Here is a 19,326-nt window from a genome sequence, read left to right as displayed (position 1 = left end):
GCGTCCCAGCACCCCCTGAGCGAGTCGCTGGCTGAATTGCGTCACGGCGGCCTCATCGATCGTGTGAGGATATAGCCAGGTGACTTGCAGAGTTGGCCCGCGCCCAAGCGCCCGCAATCCAACGAATGAGGCCTGATCCATGTAGCACAGAACGTGATCCGCCCCGGCGTCGGGGTCGCTGGACCTGCCGGTGGATCCGCGCCGCTCTTTGCTGGCAGAAGAAGTGCTCAATCCTCGAGATTCCTGGCATTTTTCGGCACGGTAGGACCGTCGTCGATCATGGGCATATCTTCAGTTGTTGGCAGTTTGCATGTCATACCGGTTCGCGACAGGCGGCGGGATCAGGCCTCAATGTCCCCCTCCAGTTCAAAATCGGCGAGCGTTCGACAGACCAGCAGGCGAAGTTCGTCGACCGTGGTGAGTGTGGGGTGCAACTGGCAAGCCTCGATACACAGACAAACCTCCTCGGCGTAGCGGGAGGCCACGACGACGAGGTGACCATGGGAGCGCTCGAGCTCCCCGCGTGTGACGTTGACATCCACAGCGCGTGTCAGCACTTGCCGACATGGAGCGCCATCGATGCACCCGAGCCCTTCCGGCAGCATTCCCAGGTCGGAGCAGCTGACCGGCAGCTCACCGGCGTAATCGAAAAACCGGTCTACAAGCGTCTTTGCCGCAGTGCGGGGCATCCAGGCTACGGCAGGAAGCAATGAATTTAGTACATCGGTTTGACTTCTCCTGGCGCCACGGCGCAGCGCCCTCGCTGCATTCAAAGGCTTCAGATTCGTGCTCAGGCCCTCAGGCGCGACGTTCATCATATGGAATTCGATTGCCAGCGCTCGGTCGTCGGCCAGCCCACGCCTTCGGCTTCTCGGGACAAGCAGGCTGATCGCGCCATCCGAAAAACGGCGCCGCCCCAGACGGGACGCCAAGGACGCCACGAAGCCCCGCAACAACGTACTCTTGTCCCCACCAAGCCGCTGCTCGCACGCGGACCAGACACGCGAGTCGACTGTCACTGCAACAGCGGGGAGTTCTACGATCGTTGATGAGGCCTGAGTTGCTGCTGCTGTTGTAAGGGCTGGGCCCTTTCCTGGAGCGGCGTGCCTCACCCATTGCGGCTGAGCAATCCGAGCCAGTGCGGCAATCGTCTGCGGGGCATCGGCGACGATCTGCCACGCATCCGACAGGCACCCGGAAAGCCGCCCGCGAGCGCCTTTGCGCATGTAGGGATTTTGGACGCCAGTTCCGTGCACGGCAGCCGCGATGACGCGCAAAGCTCCCATTCCGTCGAGCACCAAATGGGATCCGACGATGCTCACGGCCGTGCTGCCATCGTCGAAGGCCTGGATCGCCATTCGCCCGGCGGGACCGATGATGGGGTCTACAGGCGCGCGCGCGTGCTGGTTTGCCCAATGCAGCAGCCGCGATCGTGGCAACAGACCCGAACTCTGCTCGAACGGAATGGACGTCCCGGCCACCCAGCGAGGCCTGCCCCATGGCAAGGATGACGGCTCAATGAGCCGATTAAAGGACAAAGAGCTGAGCCGTTCATGTGTTTGCACCAGTGCAGCGCGGTTCACGTCCCGGTCGTACAGCCAGAGGCATTGCATCAACTGGCTGCGGCCGGTGACCCTGAACAATTCGTACGCAAGTTGGTCCATCCAGGCGAGGCGGTGCCGCGCGTGTAGACGGGCTTTGGTGATACTCGTCTCAAGCATCGAAAAACTCGCCAGCCAGTTCGTAGTCCGCCAAAAGCCGCTCGACGAGCGCACGAAGATGCTGAGGCTCCGTTATCACGCCTGGCTGGTAGGCAACGAAGCTCAGCGCGATAAATCCCGGTATGACGCCGGCGAAGAGCGTCGCCACGCCTTGACGTGCCTCGATCGCGCGCCGCGCGGTCGGACGGTCGATGCCGCGAAAGCAGATTCGATCAGCTTCGCTGCCATCGATCTGGAGCACGTCCCTGGGCAAGATTCCCAAGTTTGAACACGTGACAGGCAGGTCGGCGAGCGCGCCAAGCGCCAGATGGCTGGCGGCGGAAAAGGCGTGCTGAGGCACAAAGGGCACCAAGGGCAGCAGCGCGGCAAGTCGATTCGGCTCCTGTCTCGTCCGCAGCAGCGCAGCCCGCAGACGCCGTTGCAACGGATGCAAGCGCCCACGCAGTTCGTCGACACGCACCTTCAATGTGGCAAGCGCGACGTCGTTCCCGCCGGTGTGCGACAGACCTTCGCGCCGGTTCACGGGAAACAACAGAGTCACATCATCGTCTCGGACGCGACCGAGCGCCTCGGCGAACGCCGCAGTTATCGCGGCCAGAAGCGTGAGCCGGTTGGCGCCGCGGCTCCGTGCTTTGGCGTCCCAAACTGACGTCGGCACGCGTATGAAGGCCGACGGAAACACGACCGTCTGGTCATCTGCAGCTGTCACCACCGGCGATGCGGCGGGTGTGTTGGACGTGCCGAGCGAGGTCGATGCCGTACGGGCCAACTGGCCGAGCGCTCGAAATGTCGCTGGCGCGTCACGCACGATGCGCTGGAGTTCGGCGCCCAGCGCTGTCGCAGCACGCCGCGCCGTCCGGATTCCCGGATAGATTGGTACACGCCGTCCTCCGTGCGCTGCCTCGCTCACGGCCAATGCAACCGTCAGCCCATCTGCGACGCAGTGCGACACGACAAGCGAGACCACCGTGGAGCCATCGGTGAAGCCCTGGGATGTCAAGGTCCATGCCGGTCCGCGCACGGGATCCAATGGAAGCTCCACCTGCGCGTCAGCCCACGCCTGTATCGCCCCGGCGTTAAGCGGCGCCACCGCGGCCGCTATGGCAGCCGACGGCGGCGGCGCGCTGACCCATTGGTGCCGTCCGAACGGAAGCAGCGCCGGCCGGATCAGCCGTGCCAGATGACCATGCGCGAGATTGTCACGAAACCTCGTCAAGGCGCCGACGTCTACAGGCCGCAGGTAGCGCCACAGCACCTGAATGACCGCGTGCTGCCCGCGCGCGACATGAGCGAGATAAATGGCCTGATCTGCGAAGGACAAGAATGCCGGCGACATGCTCGACACGTTCGCCGGGTGCGCCATCGCCTGCGTCATCGTTCACGACCGACATCGGAGTACGTCGGCAGCAATGCCTCGGCGGCCCGGCGGCATGCGCCCGCAAACGCCTTGACATAGCGGTGCATCGATGCCCGGGCCGTCTCGTTGGCTGGATAGGCCGCCGTGAGCGAGAGCCCACGCTGCGTACGGAACAACCAGATCGCAACCTGCGCGGCGACGCCCTGGTTGATATAGACCCTCCCATTCGCCTGATGCCATTCGCGGGCAATCTGCGCGCTGAGCGGAGGAACGTTCACATCCACATAGGATAGCATGACGCCACCTGAGGCAACGGACCCGACCGTCGGCAATCCGGCCGCCAGCTCCAGCACGAGCTCGATCGGCAGCTCGGCCAGGCTCATCCGTTCGTCAAAGTTGCGCTGGGCCGTGAAGGCAAGTCCAGGAAACCTTCGCTGTTGCACGTCGAAGTCGATTGGCACCACTCCCACGCACCAACCGCTCGTTCTGAAAGCCTTTGGCGATCTTCGCGTCGTCGTGGGCGTGACGACACTGTAGTGCGAGCGGCCAGCCAATTCCTGTTCGGTCAGCGCTGCGCACGCCAGCAGACCGCCGATCGCCCGCGCGCCGGCAGCATGGCACGCGGACTCGAATGCGTCCATGACGGTGTCTTCGAGGATGTCCATATGCAGGTACTCAGCGTGATAGCGATCCTCCGGCACACCGAGCGGCAAGGCGAAAGTGGGCATCCGGCCGCCGTTGCGGTGCAGGAACGCGATCCATCGGCTCACCTCAGGATCCGCCAGATTCGTCGCGGCCGCCCGCTGGCGCTGACTGCTGCAGTAGTCCAGATAGCTTCCCGGCGACCCCAGCTGAAGCGGCCTCTCGCCGTCGAGCACGGCGCGATAGGCCGAGCGGATCTCCGTCATCAGGAACGCTATGATGGTCGCATCGGCGTGCAGATGGTCGATGCTTGCGAAGCAAGTGAACCCGCTCGCGCGCTGAAGAATGCCGAACCGAAAGCAATCCCATGCAAACGGTGATGGAGTTGCCATGACATGTTTCTGCCAATCCTCCGCGCATGCCTCCCCCAGCGTCGAAGGCTCCATCTGGATGGCCGCGGGGTCCGGGAGTACGTGCCGTACGATTGCTCCGCCAAGCTCTTCGAACCAGCTGTGATAGGTGTCGTGCCTGCGCACATGTGCAGTCACCACATGCGTCATGGCTCTGAGGTCACACCGCCCGGGCTCGTCCCACACGACGACGAGCAGCCGGGCCATCGCCTCGTGCCGCAGCTCACAGGCGCGGAAGGCGTATAGATGCTGCTCCTGCTCGTAGCTCGGCAATACGGGGGACACCGGCGCGCGTTTCGCACGCTCCATCGACGCAGCAGACGGACGCCAGAGCGTCAGCACCGCCGGCGGCCCTGACCAATCGTGCAAAGGACGCAGATCAGTCACGGGCATCTGCTCCGGCTGGCTGCAATCTCTGCATGGCGGCACTCAGCGTGTCCGCGAGTGCACGCACGGTCGTCACGTTCACGGAACGGAGCCGGATGCCGGTGTCGGCCTCGAGCGCAATCAGCAGCTGGAGCGTCCCGAGCGAGTCGAGGCCGTAATCGAAGAACGAGCGGTCCGGATTCACCGTGCGGCGCAAGATGACACCGAGATGCTCGATGATCAGACGCCTCAGCAGGGCCGGCCGCTCGTCGGGCGGCGCGCGTCTCAACTCCGTGCGCAGGCGGCGCGCCGGTTCGGCTTTTGCCTCTGCGGCCTGCGACATCGCCGCCGCGAACGGGCTCCGCGCGGCGAGCGACGTCAGCCACGGGGTGCCGTCGAGATGGGTGTATGCGGCATACAAGCGGTCGTGCCGCAGCAGCGTCTCGAATGCGTAAGCACCGTCGCGCGGCTCGATCATTCGCGCATCGCCGCGGGCCGAAAGATGCGCACCGGCACCGATATCCGCCCACGCCGCCCAGGCGATCGCCGAGGACGGCAGCCCCTGGGCGCGCCGCCATCGCGTGAATGTGTCGAGCCACCCGTTGGCGGCGGCATACGCGGACTGCCCAGGCGAACCGAACAGCGCCGCAACCGAGGAGAAACAGCAAAACCAGTCGAGTTGGTGCTTCAGCGTCGCCGCGTGCAAATGCCAGGCGCCTTCGACCTTGGGCGCCCAGTTTCGATGCAGCTTCTCGTCTGTCACGGAGGAGAGGATGCCATCCTCGACGACGGCTGCAGCGTGCAGGACACCTCGCAGCGGCAGGCCAGTCGCCGTAGCAGCCCCGGCAACGTGCCGTGCGGTCGATGGCTCCGCGATATCGGCGCTTATCACCTGGACTTCGGTGCCCCGTGCTTTCATCGCGTTCAGCACGCCCGACGCCGCGTCGGCGGGCTTGGTGCGCGCATTGAGGATGATGCGACCGGCTCCCGCTGCGGACATCGCATCAGCGAGGAACAGGCCGAGCCCGCCAAGGCCGCCGGTGACGATGTATGCACCATCGGGTCTGAACGGTATGAACCGCTCCGGCGCAGCCGGCACGCGGAAACGGCCGGACGCTGGAACGGTGAGCACGAGCTTTCCGGTGTGACCGGCGCCGCCAACAACGCGAATGGCGTCAGCCGCTTCGGCGAGAGAATAGGTCGCGATATCAGGCAGGGGCAGCTGCTCCTCCGCGACGAGGCGCATGACTCGCGAGAGCAGTGCCTGCACGCGGGCCGGAGCCGTCGTGCACATCTGCGCTAGATCGACAGCGAAGAACGAAAGGTTACGCTTGAACGGAGACAGTTCCAGCCACGTGCCCCCATAGATGTCCTTCTTGCCGATCTCGATGAAGCGCCCGCCGGCCGCGAGCAGTCCCAGGCCGGCGCGCTGGGCCGCGCCCGTGAGTGAGTTGAGAACGACGTCGACGCCGTACCCTGCCGTGTCCTGCCGGATCTGCTCGCCAAATGCCGCGGTTCGAGAATCGTACACGTGGCGGATGCCGCCGGCGCGCAGCAGCGCTCGCCGCGCCTCGGAGCCCGCTGTTGCAAATATCTCTGCACCGGCCGCGCGGGCCATGGCCACAGCCGCCTGGCCGACGCCCCCCGTCGCCGAATGAATGAGAACCTTGTCGCCAGGCCCGATCCGGGCCAGATCCTCGAGGCCATACATCGCCGTGGCACTTGTCGTGAGAATGGCGGCCGCTTCGGCATCCGTGAGCGTGCGGGGTATTGCGACCAGCAGGCGCGTATCGCAAGTCAAATACGTGCCCCAGGCGCCCCCGCCGCAGAGCCCGGCCACGCGGTCGCCAACGCGAAAGGCCGAAACGCCAGGCCCGACCGCAGTGACGATGCCGGCGAAGTCCAGGCCAAGCCCCTGCGCACCGCCATCAAGTGAGGGATAGCGGCCAAGGGCGACGAGCACATCCGCGAAATTGACGCTTGTGGCATGGACGACGACCTCCACCTCACCGTCGCCCGGCGCACGCCTCTCGAAGGCAGCCATCTCCAGGCTCTCAAGGTCACCGGGCACGCGGATCTCCAGGCGAAGACCATCGCGGGCCGCGTCGCGGTCCACGATGCGGCGATCGGCGTGACTGAGCGGGCTTCGCTGCAGTCGTGCGACATACGCGCTTCCTCCGCGCAGCGCCGCTTCGTCCTCGTCCGAGCCGCTCAGCAGCTGAGCGCGAAGCAATGACGCGTCCGCATGCGGGTTCACGTCGATCTGGGTGGGATGGAGGACGGGAAGCTCGGCGCCGATTGCTCGCAGCCAGCCACGCACACCAGCATGGGCGAGCTGAACGGTGTCGTCCGGCAGGACGCGTTGCGCCATACATGTGACGACGAAGAGGCGCGGCCGCCGCTCGCATTGCCGCAAGGCGTCGGCCACGTGGATCAGGCTGCTTATGTTCGCCCGGGATACGTCGGGACTCGCCGGCTCATTGCCGCGTGGCAAGACCACCACCACAGCTCCGGGGCGATGCTGATGCAGAGCGTCTTCGATCTGCCCGCACCATGCGCCCCCCTTCCCCGCCGCGGCGCCGCTGAGGATGCGAGACTTGAACCCTTGCGCGCGCAGGCCTCGTTCCAAGTCCAGCATCAAGCGGTGTCCCGCATCATCGGCATCGAGCAGCAACCAGGCACCATCCTCCGGCCTGACCGTGGCACGAGGGATGTCCCATGATTGCCAGGTGATGTCGAGCAGGCGCGAGTTGCAGGCGACGGCATCGGCATGTTGTTCGACCGCGCCGCTCCCCATTGCCAATCCCTCGACACTGAGCAGCACGCGACCGGAGGCGTCGAGCAGATCGATGTTCACCTCGACGTGCAGAGCGTCGACCGCGACCAGGCGGGTCATGCAATGGGCGGCGTCGGCGTCCGTGCGGTGGAGCCGGAGGCTTCGCACCGAGAGCGGCAGCAGCAGGCGCCCGTTTGTCTCCGAAACCACCCGGGCGAAAGCCCCGACGGTCTGGAAGCACGCGTCAAGCAGCACGGGATGCATCGTGTAGCCCCGCGCGCTTGTTCGGAACGAGGTCGGGAGCCGAAGATCCGCGAAGAGCGACGCACCGTCGGCGGACAACGCCAAGCCCGGAGCCAAGGCGCGAAATGACGAGCCGTACTGGATGCCCTGCGAGTCGAACCACCGCCACACCTCGTCCGCGGCGACGGGCGTCGCGTGAGCGGCGCGCAGCGCGGCTACGTCGTACGCGGCCGGCTGCTTTGCAGAGGTAGCGCCAGCAAGCCGGGCGCTTGCATGAACCCGCGCTTCGCTCTTCGCTTGGCTCTCGAGCCTGAAATTCAGCTCGCCCGCTCGGCCCGGCACTGCCGTGCAGACGATCGGCATCGATGGCTCCAACCGCAACGCGTGGTCGAATGTGATGGTCTGCACCTCGACGAGCGAAGTGCCAAGGGCCGTGCGCGCGGCAGCGAGCGCCATTTCACAGAAGGCAGCGCCCGGGAAGAGCGGCGTTCCGTTCACCCGGTGATCCGCAAGCCAGGGATGGGTATCGAGGCCAACCTCGCAAGCCCAGACGTGGCGCTCCGGCTCCTCGTGCAGGACGCGGTGGACGTTCAACAGCGGATGCGTCGACGGCAGGTGATGCGGTGCTGCGGCCGGCGTTGCCGGCGCAAGGAACAGGGGATAGTGCGTCCAGGCCGGCAGCGGCAGGTCGAGCAGCAGGCCATCCGGATAAAGGACGTTGAAATCGATCGCTGCGCCGGCGACATAGATGGCGCCGACCAGGTCCAGAAGCCCGTTGTGCATGGGCTCGCCGCGGGTCATCGACGGAAGCGCGCGGACGGCGAAGTCCGTTGCGGAAGCATTCTCCAACACCGCGTGGGACACGATGGGATGTGGCGAGAGCTCGACGAATACGCGGTGCCCGTCTTCGAGCGCCGCCTGCACGGCCGGACGGAAGCGGACCGCCTGCCGAAGATTGTCGATCCAGTAAGCGCCATCGCAGACAGGGGTCTCGCGCGGATCAAGCAGCACGGTGCTGTACATCGGCGTGCGCGGACTGTGCGCAGTCACTCCCGCAAGGCGCTCCGACAGCAGCGCGAGGATCGGCTCCACTTGCGACGTGTGCGAAGCCACATCGACCGCGACCTCGCGGGCGTACCGGCCCTCGGCCTGCCAGGCAGCGACGAGGCGCTGCACGGCCGCGGCAGCGCCCCCCACCACCGTCGAGGCCGGCGCAGCCAGCACGGCGATCTCGACGTCGTCGATCCGCCGGCGCGCAAGATCGTCGCGAACCGCCGCCGGCGTCATCCCGACCACGGCCATGGCACCCGATCCAGCGAGCGTTTGACACAGCATGGCGCGATGACAGATCACCCGCACGCCGTCTTCGAGCGAGAGTGCGCCGGCCACGACTGCCGCGGACGCTTCGCCCATCGAATGGCCGATCACCGCCGACGGCACCACCCCCTTGGCCTTCAAGGACGCCGCCAATGCGACCTGGATGGTGAAAATGGCGGGCTGGATCCGTTCGATGCCGTCGAGTTGCGCGGGTCGACGCAAGGCATCGGTCACCGAGAAGCCGCAGAGGGTCTGAATCAGAGGTTCAATGGCGCCAACCATTCCGGCGAAGACCGGGTCGATGTCGAGCAGCGCCGCGCCCATCGAGTCCCATTGCGAGCCCTGTCCGGAGAACACGAAGACGGGACCGCTTCCATCGTGGTCGGGCCAATCTGCATCGACGGACTGATCGACCGCGAGCCCGCGCAATTGCGCTGTCAGATCGGCGAGCGTTGTCGCAATGAGCGCGTGCCGGACCGGCCGGTGTCCGCGCCTGCACGCGAGAGTCCGCGCGACGTCACTGGGGCGATGACGCCCGCCACTCGCATCCAGCCAAGCAGCAAGCCGCCCGGCCGAAACGCGAAGCGCTTCCGGCGAGGTCGAAGACATCGGAAACAACCACGGCTGTCCATGTGCTCCGGCGGCTCCCGGCGAGAAAGATGAAGCTGGCGCGTGAGGCGCCTGCTCGAGCACGACGTGGGCATTCGTGCCCGACATTCCGTAAGACGATACGGCCGCGCGGCGGAGTCCGTCAGCGCCGGTCGAGGGCCAGGGCGCGGTGTCCATGGGGACGAAAAGCCGCGTCTCGATTGGCTGGAGATGCGCAGGCAGCTGATGGAAGTGAAGGGACCGCGGCACGACGCCATGTGAGAGCGCGAGCGTCGCTTTGATCAGACCCAGGACGCCCGCCGCCGATTCCGCGTGGCCAAGGTTGCTCTTGAGCGAGCCCAGAGCACAGGGCGACTGTCGCCCATAGCGCGATGAGAGACTTTGGTACTCCTCGGTATCGCCCACCGGCGTGCCGGTGCCGTGCGCCTCGATCATGCCGACTGACGAGGGATCGACCTGCGCCTCGGCCAGCGCGCGATCGATCACCGCGATCTGGGCCGCGCGGGAAGGCGCCAATATGTTGTGTGTGCGTCCGTCCTGGTTGACGGCGCTACCGCGGATGACCGCGAGCACGCGATCGCTATCGCGCAGGGCGTCGCTCAATCGCTTGAGCATCACCACCCCAACGCCTTCGGCGCGCACGAAGCCGTCGGCACGCGCGTCAAACGCGTGACATCGCCCTGTCGGCGACAGCATGCCGAGCCCTGACGCCGAGGCGAATGTCGTGGGCGAGAACATCAACATGGCCCCGCCGGCAAACGCAACGTGGCACTCGCGCGCGAGCAGGCTGCGCCGAGCCGCGTGCACGGCGACGAGACTGGACGAGCAGGCCGTGTCCATGCTGATGGCAGGACCCGTGAGCCCCATCGCATGGGCGACCCGTCCCGACGCCATGCTGAAGGGCGTTCCCGTGAAAGCGTAGGCGAGGCCCATTGCGCCCGCGTCACGCGTGACCTGCATGTAGTCCTGATGCGAGAGGCCGAAGAACACACCGGCGTCGGTCCCGAACAGGCGGCGCGGATCACGACCGGAATGTTCGGCGGCCTCCCAGGTGACCTCGAGCAGCAGCCGGTGCTGCGGATCCATGGCGAGGGCCTCGGGTTCGCCGATGCCGAAAAAGCGATGATCGAAGCCCGACGGATCGTCGAGGAAAGCGCCCCAGCGCGAAACCGAGCGGCCCGCCACGCCTGCGACAGGCTCGTAGTCATCGTCGGCATTCCAGCGCTGCGGCGGAATCTCCCCAACGAGGTCGGCGCCTGCCAGGAGCGCCCCCCACAAGGCGTCCGGGGAGTTGATATGTCCCGGAAGCCTGCAGCCGATGCCGACGACAGCAATCGCAGTCACAATCAAGACCTTGTTTTTGTAAGATTTATCGATCCAAATCAATACATGCCGGATCACGTTATTGATCCCTCGATCGATCGTCCAGCCCGCAGACTGCCGTCGGCTGCACTGACGGGGATCCTGGGCGCGTCATCGTCACGTGGCAAATCGATCGGGCGGTGATTGCCGATCTTTGCGCGCCAGGCGGCGTCGCGGCCGGCATCGGCGCGCACGCGGCTTGGCCGGTAACCCCGCTGCGATGAACGCCATCGACAGCAGAGCTGCGGAAATGTGATCACCGTGCTACCCGGCTCGCTCGACGGACAGCGTGTCGATAGGAGAGAAGATCGTGCGCGCGGGAAGAGCAGCTTGTGTCCCGCGATGACATCGTGGGCGCCCAGCAGCGCCAAGCCCCGGAATGCTTTCTTGTCGTCGGCCGATGCCTGTCCAAGACCGAACTCTGAGGAGCTCTTGGTCGCCAGGGCCAGGCGGTCGAGCGCGGTTAGGTGCCGGTCGGCGACGACATGGAGCATCGTCCCGGTGTGAACCAGCGCCAGATGCACCGGGCCGGTTTCGTCAGAATTTCAGCGGAGGGGAAGTCTTGGCTGGGGCGGGAGGGATCGAACCTCCGAATGGCGGAATCAAAATCCGCTGCCTTACCGCTTGGCTACGCCCCATCAGGCGACCGAGGAACGACGGAAGAACCGGCCCCGCAGATTCCCCTCGGTCGCAGCCGGTCTATAGGGAGAGGGGCGGCATTTCAACCGCCTGGAGGGTCAAAATACCACACCGAACCGCCGATCCGCCACGCCGCACTCCGTTGTGGAGAACCCGGAGGATCCGGCGGGCGCCCGGCCGGCCTTCCGGCCATTGAGACCGCCCCCGTTTCGTGAGAATACGGCGCCAATATTTGTCCACGGGAGTGAGCCATGACCTACCGCGCGCCGATCAATGACATGCTGCTGTCGCTCAACCATGGCGCCGGCCTCAAGGCTGCCGTGGAGGCCGGTCATTACGGCGATTTCGACGCGGACATCGCCGCGGCGGTGCTGGAGGAGGCCGGCAAGTTCGCAACCGACGTGCTGGCGCCGCTCAACAAGGTGGGCGACGAGCACGGCATCAAGCTCGACGACGGCAAGGTCACGACCGCGCCGGGCTGGCCGGACGCCTACAAGCGCTGGACCGAAGGCGGTTGGAACGCGGTGTCCGGCCCCGAAGATTTCGGCGGCCAGGGCCTGCCGATCGCGATCAACGCCGCCTGCACCGAGATCTGGAGCGCGGCCAACGTCGCCTTCGGCCTCTGCCCGCTGCTGACGGCCTCGGCGATCGAGGCGCTGGACGCGCATGGCAGCGACGAGCTGAAGAAGATCTATCTGGAGAAGCTCGTCTCCGGCGAATGGACCGGCACGATGCAGCTGACCGAGCCGCAGGCCGGCTCCGACGTCGGCGCGCTGCGCACCCGCGCCGAGAAGCAGGCCGACGGCACCTATCGGATCAAGGGGACGAAGATCTTCATCACCTATGGCGAGCACGACATGACCGACAACATCGTGCATTTCGTGCTGGCCCGCCTGCCCGATGCGCCCGCCGGCACCAAGGGCATCTCGCTGTTCCTGGTGCCCAAATTCATGGTCAATGAAGATGGCTCGCTCGGCGCGCGCAACGACATCTTTGCCAGCGGCATCGAGCACAAGCTCGGCATGCATGCCTCCCCCACCTGCACCATGACCATGGGCGATCACGGCGGCGCCATCGGCTTCTTGATCGGCGAAGAGAACCAGGGCATGCGCTGCATGTTCACGATGATGAACCAGGCCCGCCTCGGCGTCGGCCTCGAGGGCGTCGGCGTTGCCGACCGCGCCTATCAGCAGGCGCTGTCGTATGCCCAGGAGCGCAAGCAGGGTCGCGCGGTCGGCAGCAAGACCGACGGCTCGGATGCGATCTTCGTTCATCCCGACGTCAAGCGCATGCTGATGCGGATGCGGGCGCAGACGGCCGCCGCGCGCACCATCTGCTATGCGACCGCGGTCGCGATCGACGTCTCGACCCGCGCCAAGGATCCAAAGGTGCGCACTGAAGCCGCCGCGCGCGCGGCGCTGCTGACGCCGATGGCCAAGGCCTATTCCACCGACATCGGCAACGAGGTCGCCTATCTCGGCGTGCAGATCCATGGCGGCATGGGCTTCATCGAGGAGACCGGCGCAGCGCAGCATTACCGCGACGCCCGCATCACCGCGATCTACGAGGGCACCAACGGCATCCAGGCGATCGACCTCGTCACGCGCAAGTTGGCTGCCAATGGCGGTGCCTCGGTGTGGGTGCTGCTCGACGAGCTCGCGGCCACCGTCAAGAAGGTCGAGGCCTCCAACGATCCCGCTTTCGGCACCACCGGAGCCAAATTGCGCGAGGCGCTGGAGGCGTTGGCGCGCACCAGCAAGTGGCTGCTGGAGCGTGTCACATCCGCGCCGAACGATGCGCTCGCCGGCGCGACGCCTTACTTGCAGCAGTTCGGCGCCACGCTCGGCGGCTGCCTGCTCGCGTCCGAAGCGCTCGCCGCCAAGGCCGACGGCAACACCGACGCCGCGCGCTACGTCTCCCTCGCGCGCTTCTTCGCCGAGAACATCACCGTGCAGGCCGGCGCGCTCGAGCGCACGGTGACGGAAAGCGCGGAATCGGTCGCGGCGGCGGATGCGGTGCTGCTGGGATAGGTTGCTTGATGTGTCCCGGACGCGCTGCAATGCGTCGCTGGGCAGAGCCGGGACCAATGGCAGGGAAGAGATCGCGGCGAGAAGGGCCTGGGCTCTGCAGCGCACCGCTGAAGTAGCGCTGCGCTGCGTCCGGGGCACGAGAGGCAACCCGGCTCACGTTACGACGCCGCGGCCTCCGCCTCTCTCCTTCGACGACGTCGCGATCCCCCCAGGGATGACGGCGCGAAACGTTCGTGAAATCTTCGCGCCGAACGATTAATCTGGCTCCATGCGATACAAATCCATCTTCGCCGCCCTCGCCCTCGCCTGCGCCTTCCCCGCCTCCGCCCAGACCGCCGCACCGATCGAGCTGCGCATCCTCGCGATCAACGATTTCCACGGCAATTTGCGGCCGCCGCCGGGCGGCATCCGCATCGGAGATCCCGAGGACAAGAGCAAGAAGGTGATGGTGGCGGCCGGCGGCGCCGAATATTTGGCGACGCTGGTCAAGCAGCTGCGCGAAGGTCACAAGAACACGATCTTCGTCGCCGCCGGCGATCTGATCGGCGCGAGCCCGTTCCTGTCGGCGATGTTTCACGACGAGCCCTCGATCGAATCGCTCTCGATGATGGGGCTGGCGATCACCTCCGTCGGCAATCACGAATTCGACGAGGGCACGACCGAGCTGCTCAGGATGCAGAACGGCGGCTGCCATCCGGTCGACGGCTGCCAGGGGCCGCATCCCTTCACGGGCGCCAAATTCCGCTATCTGGCGGCATCCACCATCGAGACCGCGACCGGCAACAGCGTGCTGCCGCCCTATGAGATCAGGGAATTCGACGGCATCCCCGTCGCCTTCATCGGGCTGACCTTGAAGGAGACGGCGGGCATCGTCTCACCTGCCGGCATTGCCGGGCTCGAATTCCGCGACGAGGCCGAGACGGTGAACGCGCTCGTGCCGCAGTTGAAGGCGCGCGGAGTCGAGGCCATCGTGGTGCTGATCCACCAGGGCGGCGAGCCCGCCGGCGACTACAACGAATGCCCTGGCATCACCGGGCCGATCGTCGACATCGTGAAGAAGTTCGACCGCGCCGTCGACGTCGTCGTCAGCGGTCATACGCACCGCGCCTATGTCTGCGATATCGACGGGCGGCTCGTCACCAGCGGCGACAAATACGGCACGCTGGTCACGGCGATCGACCTGAAGCTCGATCCTGCGACACGCGACATCGTCAGCGCCAGGGGCGAGAACGTCCTCGTCGCCAACGCCTCGCTGGCGAAAGACACGGAGCAAACTGCGCTGATCGAGGCCTACGACCGACTCTCGGCGCCGATCGCCAACCGGCCGGCCGGATCGGTGACGCAAACGCTGTCACGCGTGCCGAACGAGGCCGGCGAGAGCGCCCTCGGCGACGTCATCGCAGATGCGCAGCTCGCCGCGACCAAGGACGCCAAGGATGGCAGCGCTGTCATCGCGCTGACCAATCCCGGCGGTATCCGCACCGACATCGTGCCGAAGGAGAACGGCGCGATTTCCTTCGGCGATGTCTTCGCCAGCCAGCCGTTCCGCAATCGCCTCGTCACGATCACGCTGACCGGCAGCCAGCTCAAGGAGATGCTGGAGCAGCAATGGCTCGATCCGAAGCGGCCGCGGATCCTCCAGGTGTCAAACGGATTCAGCTATGCCTGGGATGCGTCGAAGCCATTCGGCGAGCGCGTGATCCCCGAGAGGATGACGCTCAACGGCCGGCCGATCGAGCCCGGCAGCGGCTACCGGGTCACGCTCAATGATTACCTTGCGGTCGGGGGCGACGGTTTTACCGTCGCCCAACAGGGCACCTCGCCGCAATATGGCGGTTACGACGCCGACGCGCTGTTCGCGTTCTTCCGGGCGCACGGGCCGATCGGTCCGCTGCCGCCGACCCGCATCCTGCGGGTGAATTGATCCAGGTCAAACGGCCGGCCCGGGACGCCCCTTTGCCATTGCCGCCCAAGTGCCTAGATTGGGTTTTGCATTGCGTTTTGGCGCCGGATGCGCCAAGCGACGACGAAAGCCCGTTTCTTGTGAGGCCGACCTGATGAGCACGCTTCTCCTTTCCCACAAGGCCTGCCTCGACCATGTCACCCCGCCGGGACACCCTGAAAGGCCGGATCGCCTGCGTGCGGTGGAGGAGGCGCTGTCGCATGAGCGCTTCCAGTTCCTGGCGCGCGATCAGGCGCCGGAAGGCGATCTCGATCTCGTCACGCTCTGCCACAACGAGCACTACGTCACCGAGCTGCGTCACATCGCGCCGGCCAGCGGCCAGGTCTATATCGACGGCGACACGTCGATGTCGCCGGGCACGTGGGAAGCGGTGATGCGCGGCGTCGGCGGTGCGGTTGCGGCGACCGAAGCGGTGATGGCGGGCGAGCATCGCAACGCCTTCGTCGCGGTGCGTCCGCCCGGCCATCACGCCGAGATCGGCAAGCCGATGGGCTTCTGCTTCTTCGACAATGTCGCGATCGCCGCGCGCCATGCGCAGCGCAAATTCGGCATCAAGCGCGCGGCCATCGTCGATTTCGACGTGCATCACGGCAACGGCACGCAGGACATCTTCTGGTCCGATCCCACCGTGATGTACTGCTCGACGCACCAGATGCCGCTGTTTCCGGGCACCGGCGCCAAGGGCGAACGCGGCGACCACGACACCATCGTCAACGCGCCGCTCGCCTCCGAGGACGGCGGGCCGGAATTCCGCTCCGCGTTCGAGAACTTGATCCTGCCGCAGCTCGAAAAATTCAGCCCCGAGCTGCTCGTCATCTCCGCCGGCTTCGACGCGCATTACCGCGATCCGCTGGCCTCGCTGAATCTGCGCGCGGAGGATTATGCCTGGGTGACGCGCAAGCTGATGGATCTCGCCGACAGGACCGCCGGAGGGCGTGTTGTCTCGGTGCTCGAGGGCGGCTATGACCTGCAAGGATTGAAAGAATCTGTTACGGCGCATGTCGGCGCCCTGATGGGCGCCTGAAAGCACTCGCCACATTAAGCCCGCAAAACCCGCTTTCACTGCCGGGCTAAGCGAATCGGGCAATCGGAAACGGATATGGCCGAAAACACCCAAGTCGACGTCTCCAGGCTCACCTTCGAGCGCGCGATCGAGGAACTCGAGACGATCGTGAAGCGGCTCGAGGATGGCAAGGTGCCGCTCGAGGAATCCGTGACGATCTACGAGCGCGGCGAGGCTCTGAAGCGCCGCTGCGAGGAACTGCTGCGCCAGGCCGAGGCGCGGGTCGACAAGATCACCACCGATGCCAGCGGCCAGGCCGCCGGCACGGCGCCGCTCGACGTTCAATAGGCCGGGCCACTATCCATTTTTGACGCCGCCCGGTGAATGTCTTCGCTGGGCTGCCATGTCCCATGATCGCATCCGGCGTGCCCGCCACGGCCCCGATTCCATGACGGTGGGCCGGGATGGTCCGGCTCCGAACGGTTCCTTGGGGTGGGAGGGCTTCCAACCGCGCGAAAAGCCTGACAAGGGACAGGGCAAACCTGGAACCCGGGCTCCCACGCCACGGTTAACCACTCTGGCCCGCCGGTTGCACCTGCATACCCCTAATCGGTCCGGCGGGTTGGCTTTGGCCTCAGCTTTGGTGTAAAGCTGCGCGGAGTGTGGCTTTTTGCAAGCCTTGCGTGGGCACTGATTACCGACGACAAGAGCTTCAAACTGCTGATGAAATTGGCTTGGGACGGACGAAGCCGATCTAAGTGACAGGGATCACAGAGACTGAACCGGAGCGCACTTAAGCTTACCTAAGCTTGAAGACGGGGCTTTGCCCCATGCAGGTGGCTCCGACGGTTAGGACTCGCGCTGCGCCGATATTGTGCAAACCCATCGCGCACCGGAACGACCTTCCGGCGCTGACAAATTGGAAATCGCCGTGAACGCATACAGTAAAACGCCGCTTCTCGACACCATCCGGACGCCGGAAGACCTGCGTAAGCTCAAGGTCGAGCAGGTTCGCCAGGTCGCCGACGAGCTGCGGCAGGAGACCATCGATGCTGTCTCGGTGACCGGCGGTCACTTCGGCGCGGGCCTCGGCGTGGTCGAGCTCACCACCGCGATCCATTACGTCTTCGACACGCCGCGCGACCGGCTGATCTGGGACGTCGGCCACCAGGCCTATCCGCACAAGATCCTCACCGGCCGGCGCGACCGCATCCGCACCCTGCGCACCGGCGGCGGCCTGTCCGGCTTCACCAAGCGCAGCGAGAGCGATTACGATCCGTTCGGCGCCGCGCATTCCTCGACCTCGATCTCCGCCGGCCTCGGCATGGCTGTGGCGCGCGACCTCTCCGGCGGCAAGAACAACGTCATAGCCGTCATCGGTGACGGCGCGATGTCGGCCGGCATGGCCTATGAGGCCATGAACAATGCGGGTGCGATGAATTCGCGCCTGATCGTCATTCTCAACGACAACGACATGTCGATTGCGCCGCCGGTCGGCGCCATGAGCGCCTATCTGTCGCGCCTCTACTCCGGCAAGACCTATCGCACGCTGCGCGATGCGGCCAAGCAGATCAACAAGCGCCTGCCCAAGATCATCGCCAACCGCGCCAACCGCGTCGAGGAATATTCCCGCGGCTTCATGATGGACGGCGGCACGCTGTTCGAGGAGCTCGGCTTCTATTATGTCGGCCCGATCGACGGCCACAACCTCGACCATCTCCTGCCGGTGCTAAAGAACGTCCGCGACATGGAAGAGGGCCCGATCCTGGTCCACGTCGTGACGCAGAAGGGCAAGGGCTACGGCCCGGCGGAAGCTTCCGCCGACAAGTACCACGCCGTCGTGAAGTTCGACGTCGCGACCGGCACCCAGGCCAAGGCCAAGCCGAATGCGCCCGCCTACCAGAACGTGTTCGGCCAGAGCCTGGTCAAGGAAGCCCAGAAGGACGACAAGATCGTCGCCATCACCGCGGCGATGCCGTCGGGCACCGGCGTCGACATCTTCAACAAGGCCTTCCCGGACCGCACCTTCGACGTCGGCATCGCCGAGCAGCACGCGGTGACGTTCGCCGCGGGCCTCGCCACCGAAGGCTACAAGCCGTTCTGCGCGATCTACTCGACCTTCCTGCAGCGCGGCTACGACCAGATCGTGCACGACGTCGCGATCCAGAGCCTGCCCGTCCGCTTCGCGATCGACCGCGCCGGTCTCGTCGGCGCCGACGGCGCGACGCATGCCGGCTCGTTCGACAACGCCTATCTCGGCTGCCTGCCCAACATGGTGATCATGGCGGCGGCCGATGAGGCCGAGCTCGTCCACATGGTGGCGACCCAGGTGGCGATCAACGACCGACCGAGCTCGCTGCGCTATCCGCGCGGCGAAGGCCGCGGCATCGAGATGCCCGAGGTCGGCATTCCGCTCGAGATCGGCAAGGGTCGCATGATCCGCCAGGGCAGCAAGATCGCCCTGCTCTCCTTCGGCACGCGCCTCGCCGAATGCGAGAAGGCCGCCGACGAGCTCGCCGCTCACGGCCTGTCCACCACGATCGCGGACGCGCGCTTCATGAAGCCGCTCGACACCGAGCTGGTGCTCAAGCTCGCCCGCGACCATGAGATCCTGATCACGATCGAGGAAGGCTCGGTCGGCGGCTTCGGCTCGCATGTCGCGCAATTCCTGACCGACCAGGGTGTGCTCGACAGCGGCATGGTCAAGTTCCGCTCGATGGTGCTGCCCGACGTGTTCCAGGATCACGACACGCCCGCCGCGATGTACGCCCGCGCGGGCCTCGACGCCAAGGGCATCGTCGCCAAGGTGTTCGAAGCGCTCGGCAAGGACGTCAAGGCCGAGACGGTCAAGCTGGCCTGAGCCGGTTCACCTCTCCCGCTTGCGGGAG

At 65.9% G+C, this 19,326-nt stretch carries 10 protein-coding genes and 1 tRNA gene; 5 read left to right on the top strand and 6 right to left on the bottom strand.

The features are described 5' to 3' along the window. Positions 1 to 341 precede the first annotated feature (341 nt). From K410_RS0111775 to K410_RS0111750, 6 genes are all read right to left on the bottom strand, one after another. Complete coding sequence (locus tag K410_RS0111775) at positions 342 to 1,721, bottom strand: hypothetical protein (protein ID WP_028135034.1); 1,380 nt, start codon at positions 1,719 to 1,721, stop codon at positions 342 to 344. Further along, complete coding sequence (locus tag K410_RS0111770) at positions 1,714 to 3,084, bottom strand: WS/DGAT/MGAT family O-acyltransferase (protein WP_155253353.1); 1,371 nt, start codon at positions 3,082 to 3,084, stop codon at positions 1,714 to 1,716. Before K410_RS0111770 ends, K410_RS0111775 begins: the two co-directional genes overlap by 8 nt. Positions 3,085 to 3,092: 8 nt before the next feature. Continuing rightward, positions 3,093 to 4,517 carry a condensation domain-containing protein gene (locus K410_RS36770; RefSeq protein WP_196236013.1) on the bottom strand — a complete coding sequence of 475 codons (1,425 nt, stop codon included), beginning with the start codon at positions 4,515 to 4,517 and terminating at the stop codon, positions 3,093 to 3,095. Next, entirely contained in the window at positions 4,510 to 10,842 is a 6,333-nt protein-coding gene (gene pks2 / locus K410_RS36765; protein ID WP_210164235.1) for a sulfolipid-1 biosynthesis phthioceranic/hydroxyphthioceranic acid synthase, read from the bottom strand. Before pks2 ends, K410_RS36770 begins: the two co-directional genes overlap by 8 nt. Beyond that, on the bottom strand, positions 10,839 to 11,327 hold the full coding sequence (locus K410_RS0111755; protein ID WP_028135032.1) for a hypothetical protein: 489 nt from the start codon (positions 11,325 to 11,327) through the stop codon (positions 10,839 to 10,841). The genes pks2 and K410_RS0111755 overlap by 4 nt, the downstream gene beginning before the upstream one ends. Before the next feature lie 39 nt (positions 11,328 to 11,366). Then, a tRNA-Gln gene (locus K410_RS0111750) sits at positions 11,367 to 11,441 on the bottom strand. Positions 11,442 to 11,693: 252 nt separating this feature from the next. On the opposite strand from K410_RS0111750, the gene K410_RS0111745 reads away from it, so the two are divergent. The 5 genes from K410_RS0111745 (at position 11,694) to dxs (ending at position 19,298) form a co-directional block, all read left to right on the top strand. Then, positions 11,694 to 13,472, top strand: a complete 1,779-nt coding sequence (locus tag K410_RS0111745; protein WP_028135031.1) for an acyl-CoA dehydrogenase family protein — start codon at positions 11,694 to 11,696, stop codon at positions 13,470 to 13,472. Between the two features lie 268 nt (positions 13,473 to 13,740). Beyond that, the gene (locus K410_RS0111740) at positions 13,741 to 15,396 is read left to right on the top strand and encodes a bifunctional metallophosphatase/5'-nucleotidase (RefSeq protein ID WP_028135030.1); all 1,656 of its coding nucleotides are present in this window, start codon (positions 13,741 to 13,743) and stop codon (positions 15,394 to 15,396) included. Positions 15,397 to 15,529: 133 nt separating this feature from the next. Continuing rightward, positions 15,530 to 16,459, top strand: a complete 930-nt coding sequence (locus tag K410_RS0111735) for a histone deacetylase family protein (protein ID WP_028135029.1) — start codon at positions 15,530 to 15,532, stop codon at positions 16,457 to 16,459. Positions 16,460 to 16,534: 75 nt separating this feature from the next. Then, positions 16,535 to 16,786, top strand: coding sequence for an exodeoxyribonuclease VII small subunit (locus tag K410_RS0111730; protein WP_014497196.1), 252 nt, complete (start codon positions 16,535 to 16,537; stop codon positions 16,784 to 16,786). Positions 16,787 to 17,369: 583 nt separating this feature from the next. Further along, a complete protein-coding gene (gene dxs, locus K410_RS0111725; protein ID WP_028135028.1) occupies positions 17,370 to 19,298 on the top strand; it encodes a 1-deoxy-D-xylulose-5-phosphate synthase in 1,929 nt (642 codons plus the stop codon). Positions 19,299 to 19,326 lie beyond the last annotated feature (28 nt).

Origin of the sequence: Bradyrhizobium sp. 22 (genome assembly GCF_000482425.1) — a bacterium.
Lineage (GTDB): Bacteria > Pseudomonadota > Alphaproteobacteria > Rhizobiales > Xanthobacteraceae > Bradyrhizobium > Bradyrhizobium japonicum_B.
This window is presented reverse-complemented; position numbering and strand designations above follow the sequence as displayed.